6 protein-coding genes are annotated in these 19,825 nt (G+C 75.4%); 3 read left to right on the top strand and 3 right to left on the bottom strand.

The window, feature by feature from the left end; genetic code table 11:
* Positions 1–35 precede the first annotated feature (35 nt).
* Together ACFWPI_RS00425 and ACFWPI_RS00420 are read left to right on the top strand one after the other, a co-directional pair.
* Entirely contained in the window at positions 36–13,451 is a 13,416-nt protein-coding gene (locus tag ACFWPI_RS00425; protein WP_380375755.1) for a MupA/Atu3671 family FMN-dependent luciferase-like monooxygenase, read from the top strand.
* Positions 13,448–14,917, top strand: a complete 1,470-nt coding sequence (locus tag ACFWPI_RS00420; RefSeq protein WP_380375753.1) for a condensation domain-containing protein — start codon at positions 13,448–13,450, stop codon at positions 14,915–14,917. Before ACFWPI_RS00425 ends, ACFWPI_RS00420 begins: the two co-directional genes overlap by 4 nt.
* Positions 14,918–15,023: 106 nt before the next feature.
* Here ACFWPI_RS00420 and ACFWPI_RS00415 read toward each other — a convergent pair whose 3' ends face one another.
* Entirely contained in the window at positions 15,024–15,950 is a 927-nt protein-coding gene (locus ACFWPI_RS00415; RefSeq protein ID WP_380375752.1) for a DUF4232 domain-containing protein, read from the bottom strand.
* 267 nt (positions 15,951–16,217) lie between these two features.
* Between ACFWPI_RS00415 and ACFWPI_RS00410 the strand changes: the two genes are divergently transcribed.
* On the top strand, positions 16,218–17,123 hold the full coding sequence (locus ACFWPI_RS00410; protein ID WP_063351896.1) for a hypothetical protein: 906 nt from the start codon (positions 16,218–16,220) through the stop codon (positions 17,121–17,123).
* 84 nt (positions 17,124–17,207) lie between these two features.
* On the opposite strand, the gene ACFWPI_RS00405 is transcribed toward ACFWPI_RS00410, so the two are convergent.
* Together ACFWPI_RS00405 and ACFWPI_RS00400 are read right to left on the bottom strand one after the other, a co-directional pair.
* Positions 17,208–18,332, bottom strand: coding sequence for a catalase family protein (locus ACFWPI_RS00405; protein ID WP_380375750.1), 1,125 nt, complete (start codon positions 18,330–18,332; stop codon positions 17,208–17,210).
* 55 nt (positions 18,333–18,387) lie between these two features.
* On the bottom strand, positions 18,388–19,740 hold the full coding sequence (locus ACFWPI_RS00400; RefSeq protein WP_380375748.1) for a Dyp-type peroxidase: 1,353 nt from the start codon (positions 19,738–19,740) through the stop codon (positions 18,388–18,390).
* Between the last annotated feature and the right edge of the window lie 85 nt (positions 19,741–19,825).

Raw genomic sequence — 19,825 nt, 5'->3', positions numbered from 1 at the left:
GCGCCCCGGCACCGATCCGAAAGGTGCCGTACCTGATGAGCTCCACCGGTCCCGACCGCGCCCGGCTGCGTGCCCTGGAGGCCCGGCTGCTGCTGCGTCCCGAGGTCGCCGACTGCGCGCTGCTGCCGGTCGAGCGCGCCGACGGCCGCCGCGGGCTGCTGGCCTACCTGGTGCCCGCTGCCGACACCGACACCGCCGCGCTGCGCCGCCGGGCCGCCGCGGCCCTGCTGGACGCCGACCCGAGCGCCGAGCTGCACCTCCTGGACGGCATCGTCCGCACCCCGCAGGGCGAGCCCGACCGCGCCGCACTGGCGGCCGCCGCCGCCCGGCCGCCCGCCGAGCCCGGGCCCGCCCTGCGCCACCTGCGCGAACTCACCGCGCACTGGCGGCCGTTCGGAGACGCCGGGACGGCGGCGGGCCCCGCCCCGGACGGCCCGACGGCCGCCCCCGAGGGCACCGGGGCGGAGGCGGTCGGCGCCCCGCTGCCCGACCCGGTGCCGGACGCGCCCCGGACGCTGCCCGAGGCGCTGCTGCGCGCCGCCGAGCGGCACCCCGGGCGCGGCCTGCACCTGGTCCGGGCCGACGGCGGGGCGACCCGGCTCACCTACCGCCGACTGCTGGAGCAGGCCCGGGAGACCCTCGCCCTGCTGACCTCCGCCGGACTGCGGGCGGGCGACCGGGTGATCCTCCAAGTCCCCGACCCGGAGCGCTACTTCCCCACCCTGTGGGCCTGCCTGCTGGGCGGTGTGCAGCCGGTCACGGTGGCCCGCCCGCCGGCCTACGACGAGCGCAACCCCGTACTGGAGAAGCTCTGGCACGCCTGGCAGACCCTGGAGGAGCCGCCGGTGCTCGCCTGCGGCCCGGCGGTGGCGGGCCTGGCGCGGCTCGGGGAGTTCTACCCGGCGCCCGGCCTGCGGGTCATCGCGGTCGACCACCGGCCCGCCGATACCGGTGCCGCCACCGACACCGGCGCCGCGCCCGACACCATCGGCGTGCCCGACACCGGCACCATCGGCGCGCCAGGCGCCGAGCACGCCCCGGACCCCGGCGACGTCGCGATCCTCCAGCTGTCCTCCGGCAGCACCGGCCGGTCCAAGGCGGTGCAGATCACCCACTGCGGCATCCTGGAGTACGTGGCCGGCGCCGCCTCCCAGGGCAGCTCGCCCGAGGACGTCACCGTCAACTGGCTGCCGCTGGACCACGTCGCCGGGCTGCTGATGTTCCACCTGCGGGACGTGGCGCTGGCCGCCGACCAGGTGCAGGTGCCCACCGAACTGGTGCTCGCCGACCCGCTGGTCTGGCTGGACACGCTGGAGCGCTACCGGGGCGCGCACTCCTGGTCGCCCAACTTCGGCTTCCGGCTGGTCGCCGAGGCGGTCCGGGCCGCCGGTCCCGGCCGGCACTGGGACCTCTCCGCGCTCAAGTCGCTGATCAACGCCGGGGAGCAGTGCACCGAAGCAGTGCTGGACGAATTCCTGGCCGCCACCGGGCCGTTCGGCGTTCGCGCGGACCACGTCCTGCTCGGCTGGGGCATGGCCGAGACCTGCACAGTGATCACCTACAAGCGCTACCACGAGGACGGCGCCCGCCGCCTGGTGCGCACCGACTCGCTGACCGGCCGGCTGGAGCCCGCCGACCCGGCCTCGCACGAGCGCGGCACCGGCTTCCTCAGCATGGGGCGTCCCGCGCCCGGCACCCGGATGCGGGTGGCGGGCGAGGACGGCCGGGCCCTGCCCGAGCACTGGGTCGGCCGGCTCCAGGTCAATTCCGGCCGGGTGACCCCCGGTTACCTGAACAACCCGGCCGCCGACCGGGAGTCCTTCGTCGGCGACGGCTGGTTCGACACCGGAGACCTGGCCTTCCTGGCCGACGGGGAGGTGGTGCTCACCGGCCGTCGCAAGGAGATCATCATCGTCAACGGGGTGCACTACTTCTGCCACGAGCTGGAGGACGTGGTGGCCTCGGTGGCGGGGGTGCGCTCCGGGCACGTCGCCGCCTTCGGGGTCCCGGACGACCGCACCGGCACCGAGCAACTGGTGGTCGTCTACGTGCCGAACGACCAGGACGCCCCCGCACCGCCCGTGGCCGCCGAGGTCCGGCGACTGCTGGCCGCCCGCAGGCAGCCCGCCCCCGCCCTGGTGCTGCCGGTGCCGCCGTCGGAGTTCCCGCGCACCACCAGCGGCAAGATCCAGCGCACCGCGCTGCGCCGACGGCTGCTCGACGGCGAACTCGACGAGCACATCGTGGCCCTGGACCTGGCGGAGGCCAACTCCCGGACCCTGCCGGACTGCGTGCGCCGACTCGCCTGGGAACCCCGCCCGGTGCCGGAGGCCCCGGCGGCCGGAACGGTCCCGGTCGACGGGGCTCCGCAGGGGCCGACCCTGCTGCTCGGCCCCGCCGGCCCCGGCACCCTCGCCGAGGCGCTGCGCGCCGCCCTGCCGCAGGCCGTGGTGGTGGACCGGCCGCCGACCACCGACCCGGGGGAGTGGCTGCGGGCGCTCGGCGAGGAGCGCCCCGCGCGGGTGGTGCACCTGTGGGGCGCGCGGCCCGAGGACGCGCCGCGGCCCTCGGACGCGGCGGCGCGGGACGAAGCGCTGCTCGCCCTGCTGCGGGCCCTGGCCGGCCGGCCGCCGATCGGCGAGCTGGTCACCGTCAGCGCCGGGCTGCATGCCGTGCTGCCCGGTGAACTCCCGGACCCGAGCTCGGAGTTGAAGGCCGCGCTGACCGCCGGAGCCCGGGCCGAGCAACTGGTGCCGGCCGCCCGGCACATCGACCTGCCGGCGGGCGCACCGGCCGCCGAGCAGGCCGCCGCGCTGCTCGCCCTGCTGGCCGAGCCCCGGCCGGAGCCGGAGTGCGCCTGGCGCGAGGGCCGCCCGTGGGTGCCCCGGCTGGGACCGGCCGAGACCGTAAGCGGGCCCGACGCCGACCCCGACCTCGACGCCGGGACCGCAACCGAGGGCTGCTCACTGCTCACCCCGGGCGCCCACTACCTGGTCACCGGCGGCCTCGGCGGGATCGCTGCCGAACTGCTGCCCGGCCTGTTGCGCGACCACGGCTCCCGGCTGCTCGTGATCGGCCGCACCGACCTGGACGCGCCGACCGCCGAGGCGGCCGAGCGCCGCGCCGCGCTGCACCGGCTGTCCTCCTACGGCGGCCGGGTCGACTACCGCCGCGCCGACGTGACGGACCCCGAGCAGCTGGCGGCGGTGGTCGCCGAGGCCGAACGGGACTGGCAGGCGCCGCTGGACGGCGTGCTCCACCTGGCCGGCAGCTACCGGCTCGCACTGCTCGCCGACACCGGCCCCGACGGCTGGCGCGAGGCGGTGCGCGCCAAGACGACCGGCACGGACCACCTCGTCGAGCTGGTCCGGAAGCGGCCCGGTGCCCAGTTCGTCGGCTTCTCCTCGATGGTCGGCTTCCAGGAGGCCGTCGGCTCCACGGCGTACGCCGCCGCCAACCGCTACCTGGAGAGCGCCGTCGAACGGCTGCACCGGGAGACCGGGGCCCCGGCCTGGACGATCTCCTGGGGCCTGTGGAGCGGGGTCGGCATGAACCGCGCCACCGACCACGAGCAGGCCGCCGCCGACCGGGGCATCGCCGTGCTGAGCGCCGCGCACGGCCGCCGACTCGCCTCGCTGCTGCTGGCCGCCGCCCCGGGACGCTGGTACGCCGGGCCCGACCCGAGCGCCCCCGCCGCGCGCCGCCGCCTGCTGGCCACCGCACCGCGACCGGTCCGCGAAGCGCCTGCCGCACGGCCGGCCGACGAGCGGGCCCCGCAGCGGGCCACCGAGCCGCCCGCAGCCGTACCGTCCGCCGCCACCGGGCCCGCCAGCCCCGCCACCCCTGCCACCGCCGAGCTGCGCCGGGCCGTCCTGGACGCCTTCGAGGCCGTCCTCGACACCCCGCTCGACCCTGGCCGCCCGCTCGCCGAACTCGGCATCGGATCGCTCCAGTTGATGCGGGTGCACGGCGCGCTCGGTGCCGTCCTGCCGGTGCCCCCGGCACCCACCGAGCTGTTCCGGCACCCCACCGTGGACGCCCTGATCGCGCACCTGACCGAAGCGCCCACCGCGTCCACCGCAGCCACGGCCGCCACCGCCGCGCCCGACGGCCGGGACGGCGGCCCGGACGGCGGCGACCGCCGGGTGGCCATCGTCGGCCTGGCCCTGCGGTTCCCCGGCGCCGACACCCCCGAGCAGTACTGGCGCAACATCGTCGACGGCGTCCGCAGCACCACCCGCTTCACCGAGGACGAACTGGCGGCGGCCGGCCTGCGCCCGGCGGAGTACCGCCACCCCGACTTCGTCCCGGTGACCGGCGCGCTGCCCGACACCGACCACTTCGACGCCGAGGCCTTCGGCATCAGCGGCACCGAGGCGGCGCTGATGGACCCCCAGCAGCGCCTGCTGCTGGAGATCTGCCGGCAGGCCCTGGAGGACGGCGGCTACGACGCCCCGGACCCGCGCCGCCGGGTCGGGGTCTTCGCCGGCACCGGCATGACCCTGTACGCGCTGCGCAACTACTACCAGCACACCCTGGCCGCCACCGCCGACCCGGCCGAGCCGGTGGCCGCGCTGCAGACCGCGATCGGCAACCAGGCCGACTTCGCCGCCACCAGGGTCGCCTACCGGCTGGGCCTGACCGGGCCGGCGATCGGCGTGCAGACCGCCTGCTCCACCTCGCTGGTCGCGGTCCACCTCGCGGTGCAGTCGCTGCTGGCGGGCGACTGCGACCTGGCGCTGGCCGGGGCCGCCGCCCTGCACACCCCGCAGGCCGCCGGATACCGCTACGAGGAGGGGTCGATCCTCTCCCCGGACGGTGCCTGCCGGGCCTTCGACGCGGCGGCCGGCGGCACGGTCGGCGGCAACGGCGTCGCGGCCGTCCTGCTCAAGCGCCTGGACCGGGCGCTGGCGGACGGCGACACCGTGCACGGCGTGATCCTCGGCTCGGCCGTCAACAACGACGGCGGGCTCAAGGTCGGCTACACCGCGCCCAGCGTGGACGGGCAGGCGGCCGTGGTCGGCCGGGCCCTGGACCTGGCCGGGGTGCCGGCCGAGAGCGTCGGCTACATCGAGGCGCACGGCACCGGCACTCCGCTCGGCGACCCGATCGAGTTCCGGGCGCTGGCCCAGGCGTTCCGCGCCCGCACCGAGGCCGCCGACTTCTGCTCGCTCGGCTCGGTGAAGCCCAACATCGGCCACCTGGACACCTGCGCGGGAATGGCGGGGCTGATCAAGGCCCTGCTGGTGCTGCGGCACGGCACGATCCCGCCGCTGGTCAACTTCAGCCGCCCCAACCCTGCGCTGGAACTGGACGGAAGCCCGTTCCGGCTCTCCGCCGAGCGCCGGGACTGGCCGGCCGGCCCCACCCCGCGCCGGGCCGGGGTCAGCGCGCTGGGCGTCGGCGGCACCAACGCCCACCTGGTGCTGGAGGAGGCGCCAGCCGTGCCCGGCATCGCCGACCCGCGCCCCGCCCCGACCGTGCTGCCGCTGTCCGCCCGCACCGAGCAGGGCCTGACCGCCCTGGCCGGCCTGCTCCGCGACCGGCTGGCCACCGGGCCCGCCCCCGCCCCCGGCGACCTGCCGCTCACCCTCGGCGGCGGCCGCCGCGCGCTGCGCCACCGCCTCGCCGTCACCGGCGCCGACCCCGACGAGCTGCGCCGGGGCCTGGAGGCCCACTTGGCGGGCCGCGCCTCCGGCGCCGTACCGGTTGCGGGCCGCGCCTCCGGCGCCGCACCCGTTGCGGGTCGCACCTCCGGCGCTGTACCCGTCCACCGCGAGGCCCGGCGCGGCGACGTGCAGCCGGTGCTGCTGTTCACCGGCCAGGGCGCCCAGTACCGGGGCATGGCCGCCGAACTCCACCGCGCCTTCCCGGTCTTCCGGGCCGTGCTGGACGAGTGCGACCGGCTGCACCGCGACGCCTGGGGCGAGCCGCTGCTGCCGCTGCTGCTCGACGCCGTGCCCGAGGGCGCCGACGACGCCTGGACCACCGAGGCGGCGCAGCCCGCGCTGTTCGCCCTGCAAGCGGCCTACCTGCGGCTCTGGCAGGAGCTCGGGCTCCGTCCGGCCGCGGTCGCCGGGCACAGCGCCGGCGAGTACGCGGCCTTCCACGCGGCGGGCGCGCTCGACCTCGCCGACGGGATGTTCCTCACCGCGGTGCGCGGACGGCTGATGCACCGGGCGACCGAGCCCGGCGCCATGACGGCGGTGATGGCCGGCCCGCAGCGGCTCGCCGCACTCGGCGACTGGCTGCCCGGGGTGGAGCTGGCCGTGGTCAACGGCGCCGGCCAGTGCGTGCTGGCCGGAGCGCCGCGCGAGATCGCGGCAGCCGAGGCCGTGCTGGCCGCCGACGGCGTGACCACCGAACGGCTCGCCACCGACCGGGCCTTCCACTCCCGCCTGCTCGACCCGGTGCTCGACCCGTTCCGTGAGCAGCTCGCCCGGCTGCGCCTGCGGCCGCTGACCGTACCGCTGGTGAGCAACCTGGGCGGCGAGGTGCTGGCCCCCGGCACCGTGCCCACGCCCGACTACTTCGTCCGGCAGACCCGGGAGACCGCGCGCTTCGACCTGGTCCTGGCCGCCCTGGACGGGCAGGGCCACGAGCTCTTCCTTGAGCTCGGCCCGCACCCGACGCTCACCGGCATGGGCCGCCGGGAGCTGCCGCACCGCGACTTCGTGGCCGGCGCCCGGCGCGGCGCACCGCCGGAGCGGCAGTTCGGCGTCGCGGCCGCCGCGTTGTGGTCCCACGGCGTCCCGCTCGACTGGGCGCGCTTCGCCGCCGCCCGCGACTGGCCGGACGGCCCGGCCCGCCGCGTGCCCCTGCCGACCACCGTCTTCCAGCGCCGCCGCCACTGGTTCACCGCCCCCGACCGGCCGACCACCGAGGACTCCGCCATGCACCAGGCACCGCCGCCCCAGCAGCCCGTTCCGCCGTCGGCCATACCCGAGGCCGCGTCGGCGCCCGGCCCGGCGCCCGTCGCAGTGACGCCCGTATCGGTGCCCGCAGCGAGCCCCGAGCAACTGGCCGAGGAGGCCGTGCTGCGCCAGGTGCTGGAGCAGACGGCCCGCCAGCTCGGCCACGACGAGGGGTCGGTCGGAGCCGACGAGCCCTTCTTCGACCTCGGCGCCGACTCGCTCTCGATGATCAACATGATCCGGGACCTGGAGCGGACCTTCCGGGTACGGGTCTCGATGCGCGAACTGTTCGAGGTGGCGGACACCCCGGCCCGGCTGGCCGGGCTGATCGCCGGCCGGCTGGAGCCCGCCGTCCGGGACGCGCTGCTGCCGGCCGCCGCACCCGAGCCGGCGGCGGCTCCGGCACCGGTCCCTGCCGCCGCCCCTGCTTCCGCCCCGGAAGCGGCACCGATACCGGCTCCCGCACCCTCGCCCCAGGCGATCGCGCCGCCCGTCCACCTCGCTCCGCCCGTCCCGCCCGTCCCGCCCGCTCCGCCCGTCCCGTCCGTGCCCGCGTCGCCGTCCGCGCTCGCCCCGGTGGCCGACGGCACCGGCCTGATCGAGCGCCAGCTCGCCCTGCTCGGTCAGTTCTCCGACCTGATGCGCGACCAGCTCGGCCTGCTGGCCGGGACCGGGGTGGCGCCGCCCGCGCTCCCCGGGGCTGCCGCCCCCGTAGCCCTGCCACCGGCCGCCGCACCCGCCGTCACCCCAGCCGCCGTCACCCCGGTCGCCGCCGCACCCGCCCCCGCGCCGGCCACCCCGCCCGCCCCGCAGGTACACGGCCCCCGGGTGACCGTCTCCCGGGAGTCCGGCATGGCCTCCGGCGGCCTGACCGAGCAGCAGCGCGCCCACGTGGACGAGCTGGTCGCCCGCTTCACGGCCCGGACCGCCGCCTCCAAGGCGGTCACCCGCCGCCACCGGCGCACCCTCGCGGACAGCCGCGCCGTGGTCGGCTTCCGCTCCGCGACCAAGGAGATGCTCTACCCGCTCGCCGCCCGCCGGGCCCGGGGCTCCCGCCTGGAGGACCTCGACGGCAACACGTACGTCGACATCACCATGGGCTTCGGCGTCCTGCTGTTCGGCCACGACCCGGAGTTCGTCTCCGACGCCGTCCGCGAGCACCTGGCCGGCGGACTGCGGCTGGGCCCGCGCGGCCCGGAGACCGGCGAGGCCGCCGAACTGCTGGCGGAGCTGACCGGCACCGAGCGGGTCGCGTTCGCCAACTCCGGCACCGAGGCGAACGCCGGGGCGATCCGGCTGGCCCGCGCGTACACCGGCCGGGACAAGATCGTCATGTTCGAGGGCTCCTACCACGGCCACTTCGACCACACCCTGGGCCGGACCGTGGGCCGCGGCGCCGACCGGGAGACCGTCCCGGTGTCGATCGGCATCCCCGGCAGCGCGGTCGCCGACCTCGTGGTGCTGCGGTACGGCGATCCGGAGAGCCTCCAGGTGATCGAGGAACTCGGCGACCGGATCGCCGCCGTGCTGGTCGAACCCGTCCAGAGCCGCCACCCGGGGCGCCAGCCGGTCGAGTTCGTCCGCGCGCTGCGCGAACTGACCGCCCGCCGCGGCATCGTGCTGGTCTTCGACCAGATGCTCACCGGCTTCCGGCCGCACCTGCGCGGCGCCGAGGGCTTCTGGGGCGTGACCCCGGACGTCTCCACCTACGGCAAGGTGCTCGGCGGCGGCTACCCGATCGGCGCGATCGCCGGGCGCGCCGACATCCTGGACGGGATCGACGGCGGCCACTGGGACTACGGGGACGACAGCTACCCGCCCAAGGACACCACCTTCTTCGGCGGCACCTACATCCAGCACCCGCTGGCGATGACCGCCGCGGGCGCCGTGCTGCGCCACCTCAAGGCGTCCGGCCCCGGCTTGCAGGAGCGGCTGAACGCCCGCACCGACGAGCTGGCCGCGACCCTCAACGGGTTCTTCGAGGAGGAGGAGTTCCCGCTGCGGCTGGCCCACTTCGGCTCGCTGTTCCGGTTCGAGCCGCGGGCGGACATGGAACTGCTCTTCCCGCAACTGCTGACCCGCGGGGTCTACGTGTGGGAGTGGCGCAACTTCTTCCTCTCCACCGCGCACACCGACGGCGACCTGGAGTTCGTGGCCGACGCGGTCCGCGACTCGCTGCGCGACCTGCGGCGCGGCGGCTTCTTCCCGGCCTCGCCCGGGGTACGGCTCCCGGCCCCGCGCCCGGCGGCCGCACTGCCGGAGCCCGCGGCGGACGACCGTACAGGCACCGGCACCACGGGCACCACCGGCACCGGCACCGGCCAGACCGGTACCGGCCACACCGAGCCCGCCGGGACGCCCTACCACCCGGTCAGCGACCCGCAGCGCCCCGTCGACTTCAGCCTCTACTTCTTCGGCGACTACCCCCTGGACTCCCCGGAGGACGAGAAGTACCGCATCGTCCTGGAGAGCGCCCGCTTCGCCGACCGGCACGACTTCCACGCCGTCTGGCTGCCGGAGCGCCACTTCCACTCCTTCGGCGGGATCTTCCCCAACCCCTCGGTGCTGGCCGCCGCGCTGGCCCGGGAGACCACCCGGATCCGGCTCAACGCGGGCTGCGCGGTCCTGCCGCTGCACCACCCCGTCCGGGTGGCCGAGGAGTGGTCGGTGGTCGACAACCTGTCCGGCGGCCGGGTCGGCCTGGGCTGCGCCAGCGGCTGGCACCCCAACGACTTCCTGTTCTTCCCCGAGAACTACGGCGGCCACAAGGAGCTGATGCACCAGCAGATCGACACCGTCCGGGCGCTGTGGCGCGGCGAGCCCTACCGGGGCCGCAACGGCAAGGGGGAGCCGATCGAGGTGACCCTGCACCCGCGCCCGCTGCAGGAGCAGCCGCCCATGTTCACCGCGATCGTCGGCAACCCGGACAGCTTCCGCGAGGCCGCCCGGCACGACCTGGGCATCATCACCAACCTGATGACCCAGGACGTCGCCCAGCTCGCCGAGAACGTCGCGCTCTACCGGCGCACCCGGGCCGAGCACGGCCTCGACCCGGAGGCCGGCCGGGTGGTCGTGCTCGTCCACACCTACCTGGGCGCCGACCTCGCCACCGCCCGCGAGCAGGCGTACCGCCCGTTCTGCCACTACCTGCGCTCCTCGCTCTCGCTGTTCGGGCAGATGGCCAACAGCCTCGGCCTGACCCTGGACTTCGAGAACACCCGCGAGGAGGACCTGGAGTTCGTGCTGGAGCGCGCCTACGAGCGGTACTGCGCCTCCCGCGCGCTGATCGGCACGCCGGAGAGCGTGCAGTCGGTGCTGGCCGAGCTGCGGGCGGCCGGCGCGGACGAGATCGCCTGCTTCGTGGACTTCGGGCTCGCCCCCGACCAGGTGGCCTCCGGCATGCCGCACATCGACGCCCTGCGCCGCTCCGCCCAGCGCGGCGCCCCGCTGTCCTACGCGCAGCAGCGGATGTGGTTCCTGCACCGGATGCTGCCCGACACCGGGCAGTACAACGAGGTCAAGGCCATCGAGCTGGACGGCCCGCTCGACCCGGCCGCACTCGACACCGCGCTGCGCGCGCTGGTCGAACGGCACGTCGGGCTGCGCACCGCCTTCCGCGAGCAGGACGGCGAACCGTTCCAGCAGGTGCTCCCGGTGCCCGAGGGCCCGCTGCTGGAGCGGGTCGCGGCCGACGGGCCCGAGCACGAGGCGGTGGCCGCGCTGGTCGCCGCCGAGGGCACCCGCCGCTTCGACCTGACCGAGGGCCCGCTGTTCCGGGCCCGGCTGCTGGAGACGGGGCCCGACCGGCAGGTCCTGGTGCTGTCGATGCACCACATCGTGATCGACACCCTGTCCACCGTGGTGATCACCCGGGAACTGGGCGAGCTGTACCGGGCCGCCCGGGAGCAGCGCCCCGCCCGGCTGCCGGTGCTCACCACCACCCCGGCCGCCGAAGCCGTCCGGGAGCGGGCCGCGGTGGCCGCCGGGGCGTACGACGAGAGCCTCGCGTACTGGCGCAAGGTGCTCGGCGGCGACCTGCCGGTGCTGGCCCTGCCGACCGACCGGCCGCGCCCGGCGGTGCCGGACGGCCGGGGCCGCTCCCACGTCCGTCAACTGCCCGCCGAACTCTCCGACGGCCTGCGGGACTTGGCCCGCAGCCGCCGCTCGACCCTGTTCATGGTGCTGCTCACCGCCTTCGCCGGGGTGCTGCAGCGCTACGGCGGCCAGGACGAAGTCGTGCTGGGCACCCCGGTGGCCAACCGGACCGAGGGCACCGAGGACCTGGTCGGCTTCTTCGTCAACACGCTGGCGCTGCGGCTGGACCTGTCCGGGGAGCCGGACTTCGCCGAGGCGCTGGACCGGGTCCGCTCCAGCGCACTGGACGCCTACGAGCACCAGCAGCTGCCCTTCGAGGTCCTGGTCCAGGAGCTGAACCCGCAGCGGGACACCAGCCGCAACCCGCTCTTCCAGGTCCTCGTCGAGTTCGAGAACCACGCCGTCTTCGAACTGGACCTGCCCGGGGTGACGGCCCGCCCGCTGGACCACGTGGTGGACCGCTCCGCCTTCGACCTGTCGCTCTTCCTCACCAACCTGCCGGACGGCATCCGCTGCCACGTCGAGTACGCCGAGGCCCTGTTCGACCGGGCCACGGTGGACCGGCTGTTCGACGCCTTCGAGCGGCTGCTCACCGCCGCCGTCGCCGACCCGGCCCGCCCGCTCGCCGAGCTGACGGCCGCCCCTGCCGACCCCGCCCTGGAATGCGGGCCCGAGGCGCAGCCGGCGCCCGCGCACCCGCTGGCGGCGGTGGCCGCCGTCGCGGCCGCCCGTCCGGACGCCCTCGCGGTGGTCGCCGCCGACGGCACCGGGACCGACTACCGGACGCTGCACGCCCGGGCCGGCGAACTGGCCGGCCGGCTGCTGGCCGCCGGGGTGCGGGAGGGCAGCCGGGTGGGCGTGCTGCTGCCGCGCTCGCTGGACCAGGTGGCCGCGCTGCTGGCCGTGCTGCGCCTCGGCGCCGTCCACGTGCCGATCGACCCGTTGCAGGGCCCGGAGCGCTGCCGGCTGATCGCCGCGGACAGTGCGCCGGCCGTGCTGCTCACCGCCTCGGACACGGACCTGATGGGCCTGTCCCTGCCGACGGTCCTGACGGACACCGATGCCGAGGCCGACGCTGTGGCCGCCGCGGAACTGCCGCCGCTGCCCACCCCCTCCGCGCAGGCCCCCGCGTACCTGCTGTACACCTCCGGCTCCACCGGCCGCCCCAAGGGCGTGCTGATGCACACCCTCGGCCTGTCCGCGCTGCTGGCCTGGAACGTCGCCGAGCACCCGGCCGCCCGCACCCTGCAGTACGCCTCCTGCGGGTTCGACGTCAGCGTCCAGGAGGTGCTGACCACGCTGGCCGGCGGCGGCACCCTGCTGCTGATCGAGGAGGAGACCCGCTACGACGTGACGGCGCTGGCCGCCGTGGTCCGCGCCACCCGGGCCGAGCGGCTGCACCTGCCGTACACCCCGCTGGCTGCACTGGTCGACGCCCTCGGCGACGAACCGGTGCCCCACCTGCGCGAACTGATCACGGGCGGCGAGCAGTTGCTGCTCACCCCCGGGCTGCGGGCATTCCTCGCCCGCAACCCCGGCTGCCGGCTGATCAACCACTACGGCCCCACCGAGACCCACGCCGTCACGGCCGGCGAGGTCGCCCCGGACGGGCCGGACCACGTGCCGATCGGCCGCCCGGTGCCGGGCACCCGCATCCTGCTGCTGGACGCCGCCGGGCGCCCCGTCCCGCCCGGGGCGGTCGGCGAGATCCACGCGCTCGGCGTCCAGGTCGGGCTCGGCTACCCCGGCCGGGAGCAGGAGAGCGCCGCCGCCTTCACCGACACCCCGGAGGGTCGCCGCTACCGCACCGGCGACCTCGGCCGCTGGCGGCCGGACGGCACCCTGGAGTACCTCGGCCGCGCCGACCGCCAGGTCAAGGTGCGCGGCTACCGGATCGAGCCGGGCGAGGTCGAGACCGTGCTGCGCTCCGTCCCGGGCGTGCGCGGCGCGGCCGTGACGGCCCGCCGCACCGGGACGGGCACCATGCTGGCCGGGTACGTGCAGTGCGCCGCCGCCGAACTGCCCAGGGTCCGCGACCACCTGGCCGACCTGCTCCCCGAGCATATGGTGCCGGGGCTCTGGGCCGCAGTGGCGGCGCTGCCCTTCACCGCGCACGGCAAGCTCGACGTGGCTGCTCTGCCGGAGCCGCTGCCGCTGGGCGCGGGCCGGGCCGCCGTCGCCCCGGCCACCGAACTGGAACGCACCGTGCAACGGCTGTGGGAGGAGGAACTCGGCCGCCCCGCAGGCGTGGAGACCTCCTTCTTCGACCTCGGCGGGCACTCGCTGGCCGCCACCCGGCTGCTGAACCGGGTCCGCGAGGCCACCGGGATCCGGACCGGCGTCCTGGACTTCTTCCGCCGCCCGACCATCCGCGCGATGGCCGCCCAGCAGCCGCAGACCGAGGACCGCCAGGCCCCGGCCTACGAGGAGGGCACGCTGTGACCGCTATCGACGATGGCTGGCACCGGCTCGTCCGGCTGCTCGACGAGCGCGAGATCGTCCTGCGCACCACCGGCGACCGGCTCGGCTACCTGGCCCCGCCCGGCGCGCTCGACGAGGAGGCCACCGGGCTCGTCCGGGCCCACCGGGAACAGCTGCTGGCCACCCTGACCGGCTCCGGCACGGCCCTCGCCGCCGCACCCGCCGGGGTGGCGCAGCGCCGGATGCACCGGGCGCACGCCCGGGCGGCGGACCCGGCGGTGTGGAACATCACCCAGCGGATCGCCCTGCGCGGGCCGCTGGAGCCCGAGCGGCTGGCCGCCGCGCTGACGGCGCTGACCGGGCGCCACGAGAGCCTGCGCACCAGCTACCGGGACACCGACCTGGGCCTGCTCCAACAGGTGCTGCCGAACGCCCCGGTACAGCTCCCGGTCGCCGACCTGCGCGCGCTCACGCCCGGGGCGCGGGATGTGGCGCTCGCCGAGGCCGCCCGGGCCGAGAGCGACCGCCCCTTCGACCTGGCCACGGCCCCGCTGCTGCGCGCCCGGCTGCTGCGGCCCGCCGACGACGCGTGGGTGCTGCTGCTGACGCTCCATCACATCGCGGTCGACGGATGGTCGTTGGCCACCCTGCTGGCCGACCTGGGCGCGCTGTACGGCCCGGACGGGCGGCTGCCGGAGGACCCGGGCCGGATGACCGACCACGCCTGCTGGGAGCGGACCGTGGTCACCCGCGCCGCCGTCGCCGCGGCCGCCGACCACTGGGCCAAGACCCTGGACGGCGTCGCGTCGGCGGCGGAGCTGCCCACCGCCCGGCCCCGCCCCGCACAGCGCTCCGGGCGGGGTGCCACGGCCGCCTTCCGCCTCCCCGCGGCACTGGCCGAGGCGGTGGGCCGCTACGCCGCCGCCCGCTCCACCACCGCCTCGGCCGTCCTGCTCGCCGCCTTCGCGCGGCTGCTGGGCGAGCTGAGCGGGGCGTCCGAGACCCTGGTGGTGCTCTCCCACGCCAACCGCACCCGGCCGGCCGACGAACGGGTCGTCGGCCTGCTCACCTTCGGCCTCCCGATCCGGCTGCCCACCCGCTCCCCGGGCGGGTTCGGGGAATCGGTCGACACGGCCGCGACGGCGATCGCCACCGCCCTCGACCACGCCACCGTCCCCTTCGGCCTGCTGGTCGAACCGCTGCGCGAACGCGGCGTCCGGCTGCCCGACGCGTACCCGCAGGTCCTGCTCACCGTGCAGAGCACCCCGCCCGCCGTCCTCGACCTCCCCGGCCTGACCGCCGAGGTCGAGGACGTGCCGGGCCCCTCGGCCCGCTCCGACCTCCTGCTGGTCCTCACCCCGGACGCGGACGGCTACGCGGGCCTGGCCGAGTACGACGCCGACCTGTTCGACCCGGACACCGTGCGCTCCTGGCTCGACGCCCTGGTGAACGACCTGGCCCGGCACCTGACGGACCGGCCAGGCTGACGGACCTGACGGACCGCCCCCGGGCGGGGCGGTCGGGGACCAGAATTTTCCGTGGAAAATTCTCCCAGCACGAGAGCACGCTGGGGGAGGACCGCCGGCGCCCCGCTCACGGCCGGCTGTCCTCCCTGGTCCAGGCGCCGACGCCGAGCCGCCCCGTGGTACCCAGGTCGATCTCCGGGACGACCATCACCGGGGCCGCGTCAGGGGTGGCCCGGACCCGCACGTAAGGGGCGTTCACCGGGTTGCCGGCCTCCACGGTGTTGCGCCACACCAGGGTGGACCGGGCGCCCTCTCCCGGGCGCAGCACGATCTCCTGCGGCGGGTCGTCCGCGCCGGTGCCGCCGGCGATCCCGGCGCCGCCGGACAGGAAACGCACCCCGTCGACCGGCCGGTGCTCCACGTCGAGCAGTTGCAGCTTCGGGTAGCCGTTGACGGACACTGCGGACGTCCCGCAGTTGCGCAGGTGCAGGCCGACCACGCGCAGGCCCATCGCGGCGTCGCCGTCGTCCGCGTACAGCCGCAGGCCCGAGGCCGGGCAGGGGCCGCCCGGCTGCGAGGCCTCGGCGCTGGGCACACTGCGGACCTGGACGATCTTCACCAGCGGTCCGGCGCCCGGCCGCGCCTGCCCGTGCCCGTCCAGCTCGATCCGCCCCTTCGCGGTGGCCCCCGGAGCGAGCGAGGTGACGACCTGCGTCACGTTGTCCAGCGCACCTCCGGCCGCCGAGAGGCGGCTGAACACCGCTGTGACATCAGAGGTCTCGTCCCCCGGATTGGTCACCTCGTACTCCGCGCAGGCCGCACTGGCGGCCGTGATCCGCACCCCGCCCTGCGCGAGCCCGGGCGACGCCTGCCCATTGCGGGACGCCGACGGCAACGGCGCCCCGCACGGCCCGGCACCGCCGGAGGCCGCCGAAACCCCGGTCGCCCGCTCTCCGCAGCCCACGAGCAGGGCCGCGCAGGCCGCGACCACCACGACAGCGGCAGCGGGCCGGCGGGCCGTCAGGTGATTCCCGGCGTTCTCGAACTGATGCATCAGCCGATGCGATCACGAACCACCCGCAACGCCTATGAGCTGCGCCACTGCCCGCGCAACAGGACCGCAACGATCCGCCCGGCGCCCGCCGAACCGAGGCCGGCCAGGCCTCCGGGCGTCCCTTCGCGCCCGCCGGCACCGTTGCCATCGGTGACCGGGCCCCGCTGCCCGATGGTCCGAACCGGTCGCCTTCCGGTGCGGGGCGTGGTCTGCCGCACGCGGTGGGGGATGTTCCGCGCCGGAGGCCACCCACAGAAAGGATTCTTCATGGTGGAGCACGTGTTCGCGCGCATGGTACGGACGGTGACCGTCTCGGCCCTCGCCCTGGCGACGAGCGTCGGTGCGAGTGGTACGGCCGGCGCCGCCTCGCCGGAGGAGCACCCCGTCGAGGTGAGCATCGGAGCCTCCGGCCTGCAGGCACCGGACACCGCGAAGGGCGGCCTGGTCAGCTTCCGGGTCAAGACGGACGACCCGAACGGCCGGCAGCTGCAGCTGCTGCGTCCGCACGAGGGAGTGACCATCGACCAGGTCCTCCGGGACCTCGCCGACGCGGTCAGCCCGTCGCCGGCCACCGCGGGCGCCGGGATCCGGGCGGTGAACGGCGAGGCGGACCTGCTGGGCGGGGCGCTGGTCACCTCGCAGGTGCACGAGCAGTTCACCGAGGAGGTCAGCCCCGGGCCGGTCTACCTGCTGGACCTCACCGCGTTCCGGGCGGACCCGGCCCACCCGGTCTCCAGGAAACTGAACCTGGTCGGTACGAACGGCCAGAACGACAACCAGGTCCGCTTCGACGACGGCATCGTGATCGAGAAGGACACGGCAGAGGGCCCACGTTTCCAGACCGAGGACGTCGACCACGCGCACCTGGCCTACCTGGTGCACGACGAGTCGAAGCAGATCCACGAGATGCAGCTGCGGCCGATCGGTGCGGACACCACCGACGAGCAGATCGGGGAGTACCTGAGGGACGTCGCGCTGGGCGGCCTGCCGGCCCGGTCCCCGTTCACCGGGCCGGCCACCGGCCTCGGCGCCATGTCCGGCGACCGCACCGCCTCCGTGCAGGCCCACGGCCTGCAGCCCGGACGGTACGTCCTGCTCTGCATGATTCCCGACGAGCGGACGGGCGTCCCGAACGCCGGCCTGGGCATGCGCAAGATCGTCACCCTGAAGTGACCGGCCGGGCCCTGGCACGCCGGCGGCAGCGGGCTGTCAGGGCCGGCCGCCCCGGTCGGCGCACCGTCGCGGTGGTGGGCCGGGTCAGGCGCCGAGTACGTCGTCGGCGCTGCGGGGTTCCGTGCGCGGCTGCCGGTTGAGCTTGTGGCGCGCGATGGAGGACCGCCGGTAGACCTCCTTGCGGGCCCGCATGATGTTGCCCAGGGGCGCGTGCTCGGCGGTGACCCGCCAGGGCGTGAAGGACAGCGAGTCCATCTTCTCCAGGTTCTCGGGGCCGGAGATGTCCTGCTGCGGCAGCCGCAGCTTCGCCACGGTGACGGACGGCGAGAGCTGCTCGGGCCACTCCACGGTGGTGTCCTCCACCGGCATGCGCTCCAGGTCGGTGCAGAGCTGGACCTGGATGTCGAAGGCGTAGGGCCGCTCCTGCAACTCGGCTTGCAGGGCCGGCCGGAAGAACTCCGCCCCCGAGGCCGGGTCGATGGTGCGCCGCACCACCGCCGCGGCGAAGGACGGGTCGGGGGTGATGCGCACCTTGGCGATGTAGTCCCCGTGCCGGACCGCGCCCATCGTCCAGTAGCTGGACAGCAGCAGGTTCGCCGGAGGCGTCTTCGACAGGCGCAGGAAGGCCAGGAACTCGTCCCAGGCCCAGTCCTCCTGGTCCAGGGTTCCTTTCCCGGTCACGAACTCGGTGAAGAACCGATGCGCGCCGGGTCGGCCCTGGGAGAAGTACGCCGGCGCGTTCAGGAACAGTTCCTGGATGAACAGGTAGTGCTCGACCGTGTTGCAGAAGAAGACCGGTCCGTTGATGTTGGCGTAGTCGAACGTGCCCGTGTCCGGTTCGTCCTCCAGCAGGGTCGGGCCGGGGACGTCGAACATCTTCAGCGCCAGTCCGGTGGCGGCACCCAGTCGCGCGTCGGCGCCGGCGTGGGGCGAGCCGTTGGAGAAGCGGATCAGCGCATCGTGGGTTCCCGCAGTCGCGTAGATTCCCTGGGCGTACTCGGGGGGCAGCCCGGCCAGGATCTCCACTTCCCCTCGGACCAGCCCGTAGCCCTTGGCGTGGGCGTCGCGCAGGGCCCGTCCGGTGCCACCGGCCTCGACCGACTCGGCGATGTAGCTCTCGGTCTTCTCGATCACCGTCTGCACGTCGCGGTCGAAGTGCGGGTCGTCGTCTTCGACGTCGGGCGTGTAGCGGACGAACTGTGCTGTCATGACTCCGACCTCTCCTCGGAGAGCGTGATCGGACCTCAGGGGGTGGGAACCGCCCTCAGTCCTCCAGCTCGGCGAGCCAGCGCAGGGCACGCAGACCCGGCAGGAAGCAGTACTCGCCGCCGCGGGTGACCACGAAGCTGGGCAGGTTCTTCAGGCGGCGCCGGACCGGCTTCTCCGGGATGGTGACGCTGCCGGTTCCGCCGTGGTGTCCGGCCACCGGGTCCTTCTCGCCGGGGTAGCCGATGAAGTTGCCGTCGTTGACCCATTCGGCCTTGATGAACTCGAACTGCCGTTCCAGATGGGCCCCCATGAACACGCCGACCAGGCCCCGCTCGGCGCCGTCGTCCTCCAGCACGCCCTCCGGCAGCGGCGGGCCGTAGGTGGTGCCGCGACGGATGAGCCGGTGCATCCGTGCGTCGCCGATGATGGTGGCATCACGGGGGTTGGTGCGCCGGATGTGCGCACCGGCCGGGCACCGGAAGCCGCGATCGTCGTTCTCCCGGTACAGGAAGTCGTTGACGCGGCGCGGATCGGCCGCCAGCTCCGGATCATCGTGCTCCGGCGCCAGCGTCAACGGCGCCCCGCTCGGCCAGCGCCCGACCATCTTCGCCGCCAGCAGTGCCTCCTCCTCGGCGCTGGAGCTGTTCGCACGCAGGTACCGGCGCCAGGCCGCCACGTTGGTGTGGATCTTGCGAACGGCCACGTAGGTCCCGTTGCGTCCCAGCACGTCGGGGCTGGGCACGGGCGGCAGGCTTCCGGTCTCGTCGGGGTAGCCGAGGATGAACTCGCCGGCCTTGATCGGGGCTTCCTGCGGGTTGGAGCCGGGCAGCCCGACGCCCTCGATGTTCGGATGGCTGATGCCGTCACGGAACCCGAAGGTGGTACGCCCGGTCGGGAGCTGGTGGACCTCCTGCTGCCAGATCACCCGGACACCGGGCGTGTCCTCGTAGGCGACACGGGCCCGCCCCAGCTCCCTCTCCAGCTGCGCCGCATCGGAGGAGAGGGCGCTCAACGCGATGTGGACCTCACCGGTTCCGAACGGGGCCTCCCAGTGGGCCGGTGCACTCTCGCCCACGTCGCCGATCAGCTCCGCCCGAGCGGCCATGCCCTCACGGAACGCCCGCGGAAAGCTGTCCAGCGACTCCTGGGGCACCCCCAGGGCCCTCAGCCCCTGGTGGGTGAACGCCACGGTCACCCAGGCATCCCGGCTCGGGTCCACGCCGGGCAGACCGCCCGAGGCCAACGGGAGCAGTCGGCGCAGCAGGGCGCGCCCGGCGTGGCGGTCATCCACGCGCAGGAAGACGAACCGTCCCTCGTAGGGCACGGGCCGCGGACGCAGGGCCCCGCTCTGGACGTCGTCGATCTCGACGCGCACGCCCGCCGCGCTGCCGCTGTCCGCTGTGTTCATGGTTGCTTGTGCCTCTCCACATCTGTCTCTTGTCTCTGCGTCTGTCGCTGCCTGGACACCCCGGCGACGGCCGGCTCGCACCGGC

This window comes from Kitasatospora sp. NPDC058492 (assembly GCF_042720685.1).
GTDB lineage: Bacteria > Actinomycetota > Actinomycetes > Streptomycetales > Streptomycetaceae > Kitasatospora.
Note: the sequence above shows the minus strand (reverse complement) of the source record. Positions and strands in the feature narration are given on the sequence as shown.

What these genes read in the sequence shown, in the direction of transcription:
- ACFWPI_RS00415 (WP_380375752.1), bottom strand. Translation starts at nt 15,950, where the DNA reads ATGCATCAGTTCGAGAACGCCGGGAATCACCTGACGGCCCGCCGGCCC.
- ACFWPI_RS00425 (WP_380375755.1), top strand. Translation starts at nt 36, where the DNA reads ATGAGCTCCACCGGTCCCGACCGCGCCCGGCTGCGTGCCCTGGAGGCC.
- ACFWPI_RS00410 (WP_063351896.1), top strand. Translation starts at nt 16,218, where the DNA reads ATGGTGGAGCACGTGTTCGCGCGCATGGTACGGACGGTGACCGTCTCG.
- ACFWPI_RS00400 (WP_380375748.1), bottom strand. Translation starts at nt 19,740, where the DNA reads ATGAACACAGCGGACAGCGGCAGCGCGGCGGGCGTGCGCGTCGAGATC.
- ACFWPI_RS00405 (WP_380375750.1), bottom strand. Translation starts at nt 18,332, where the DNA reads ATGACAGCACAGTTCGTCCGCTACACGCCCGACGTCGAAGACGACGAC.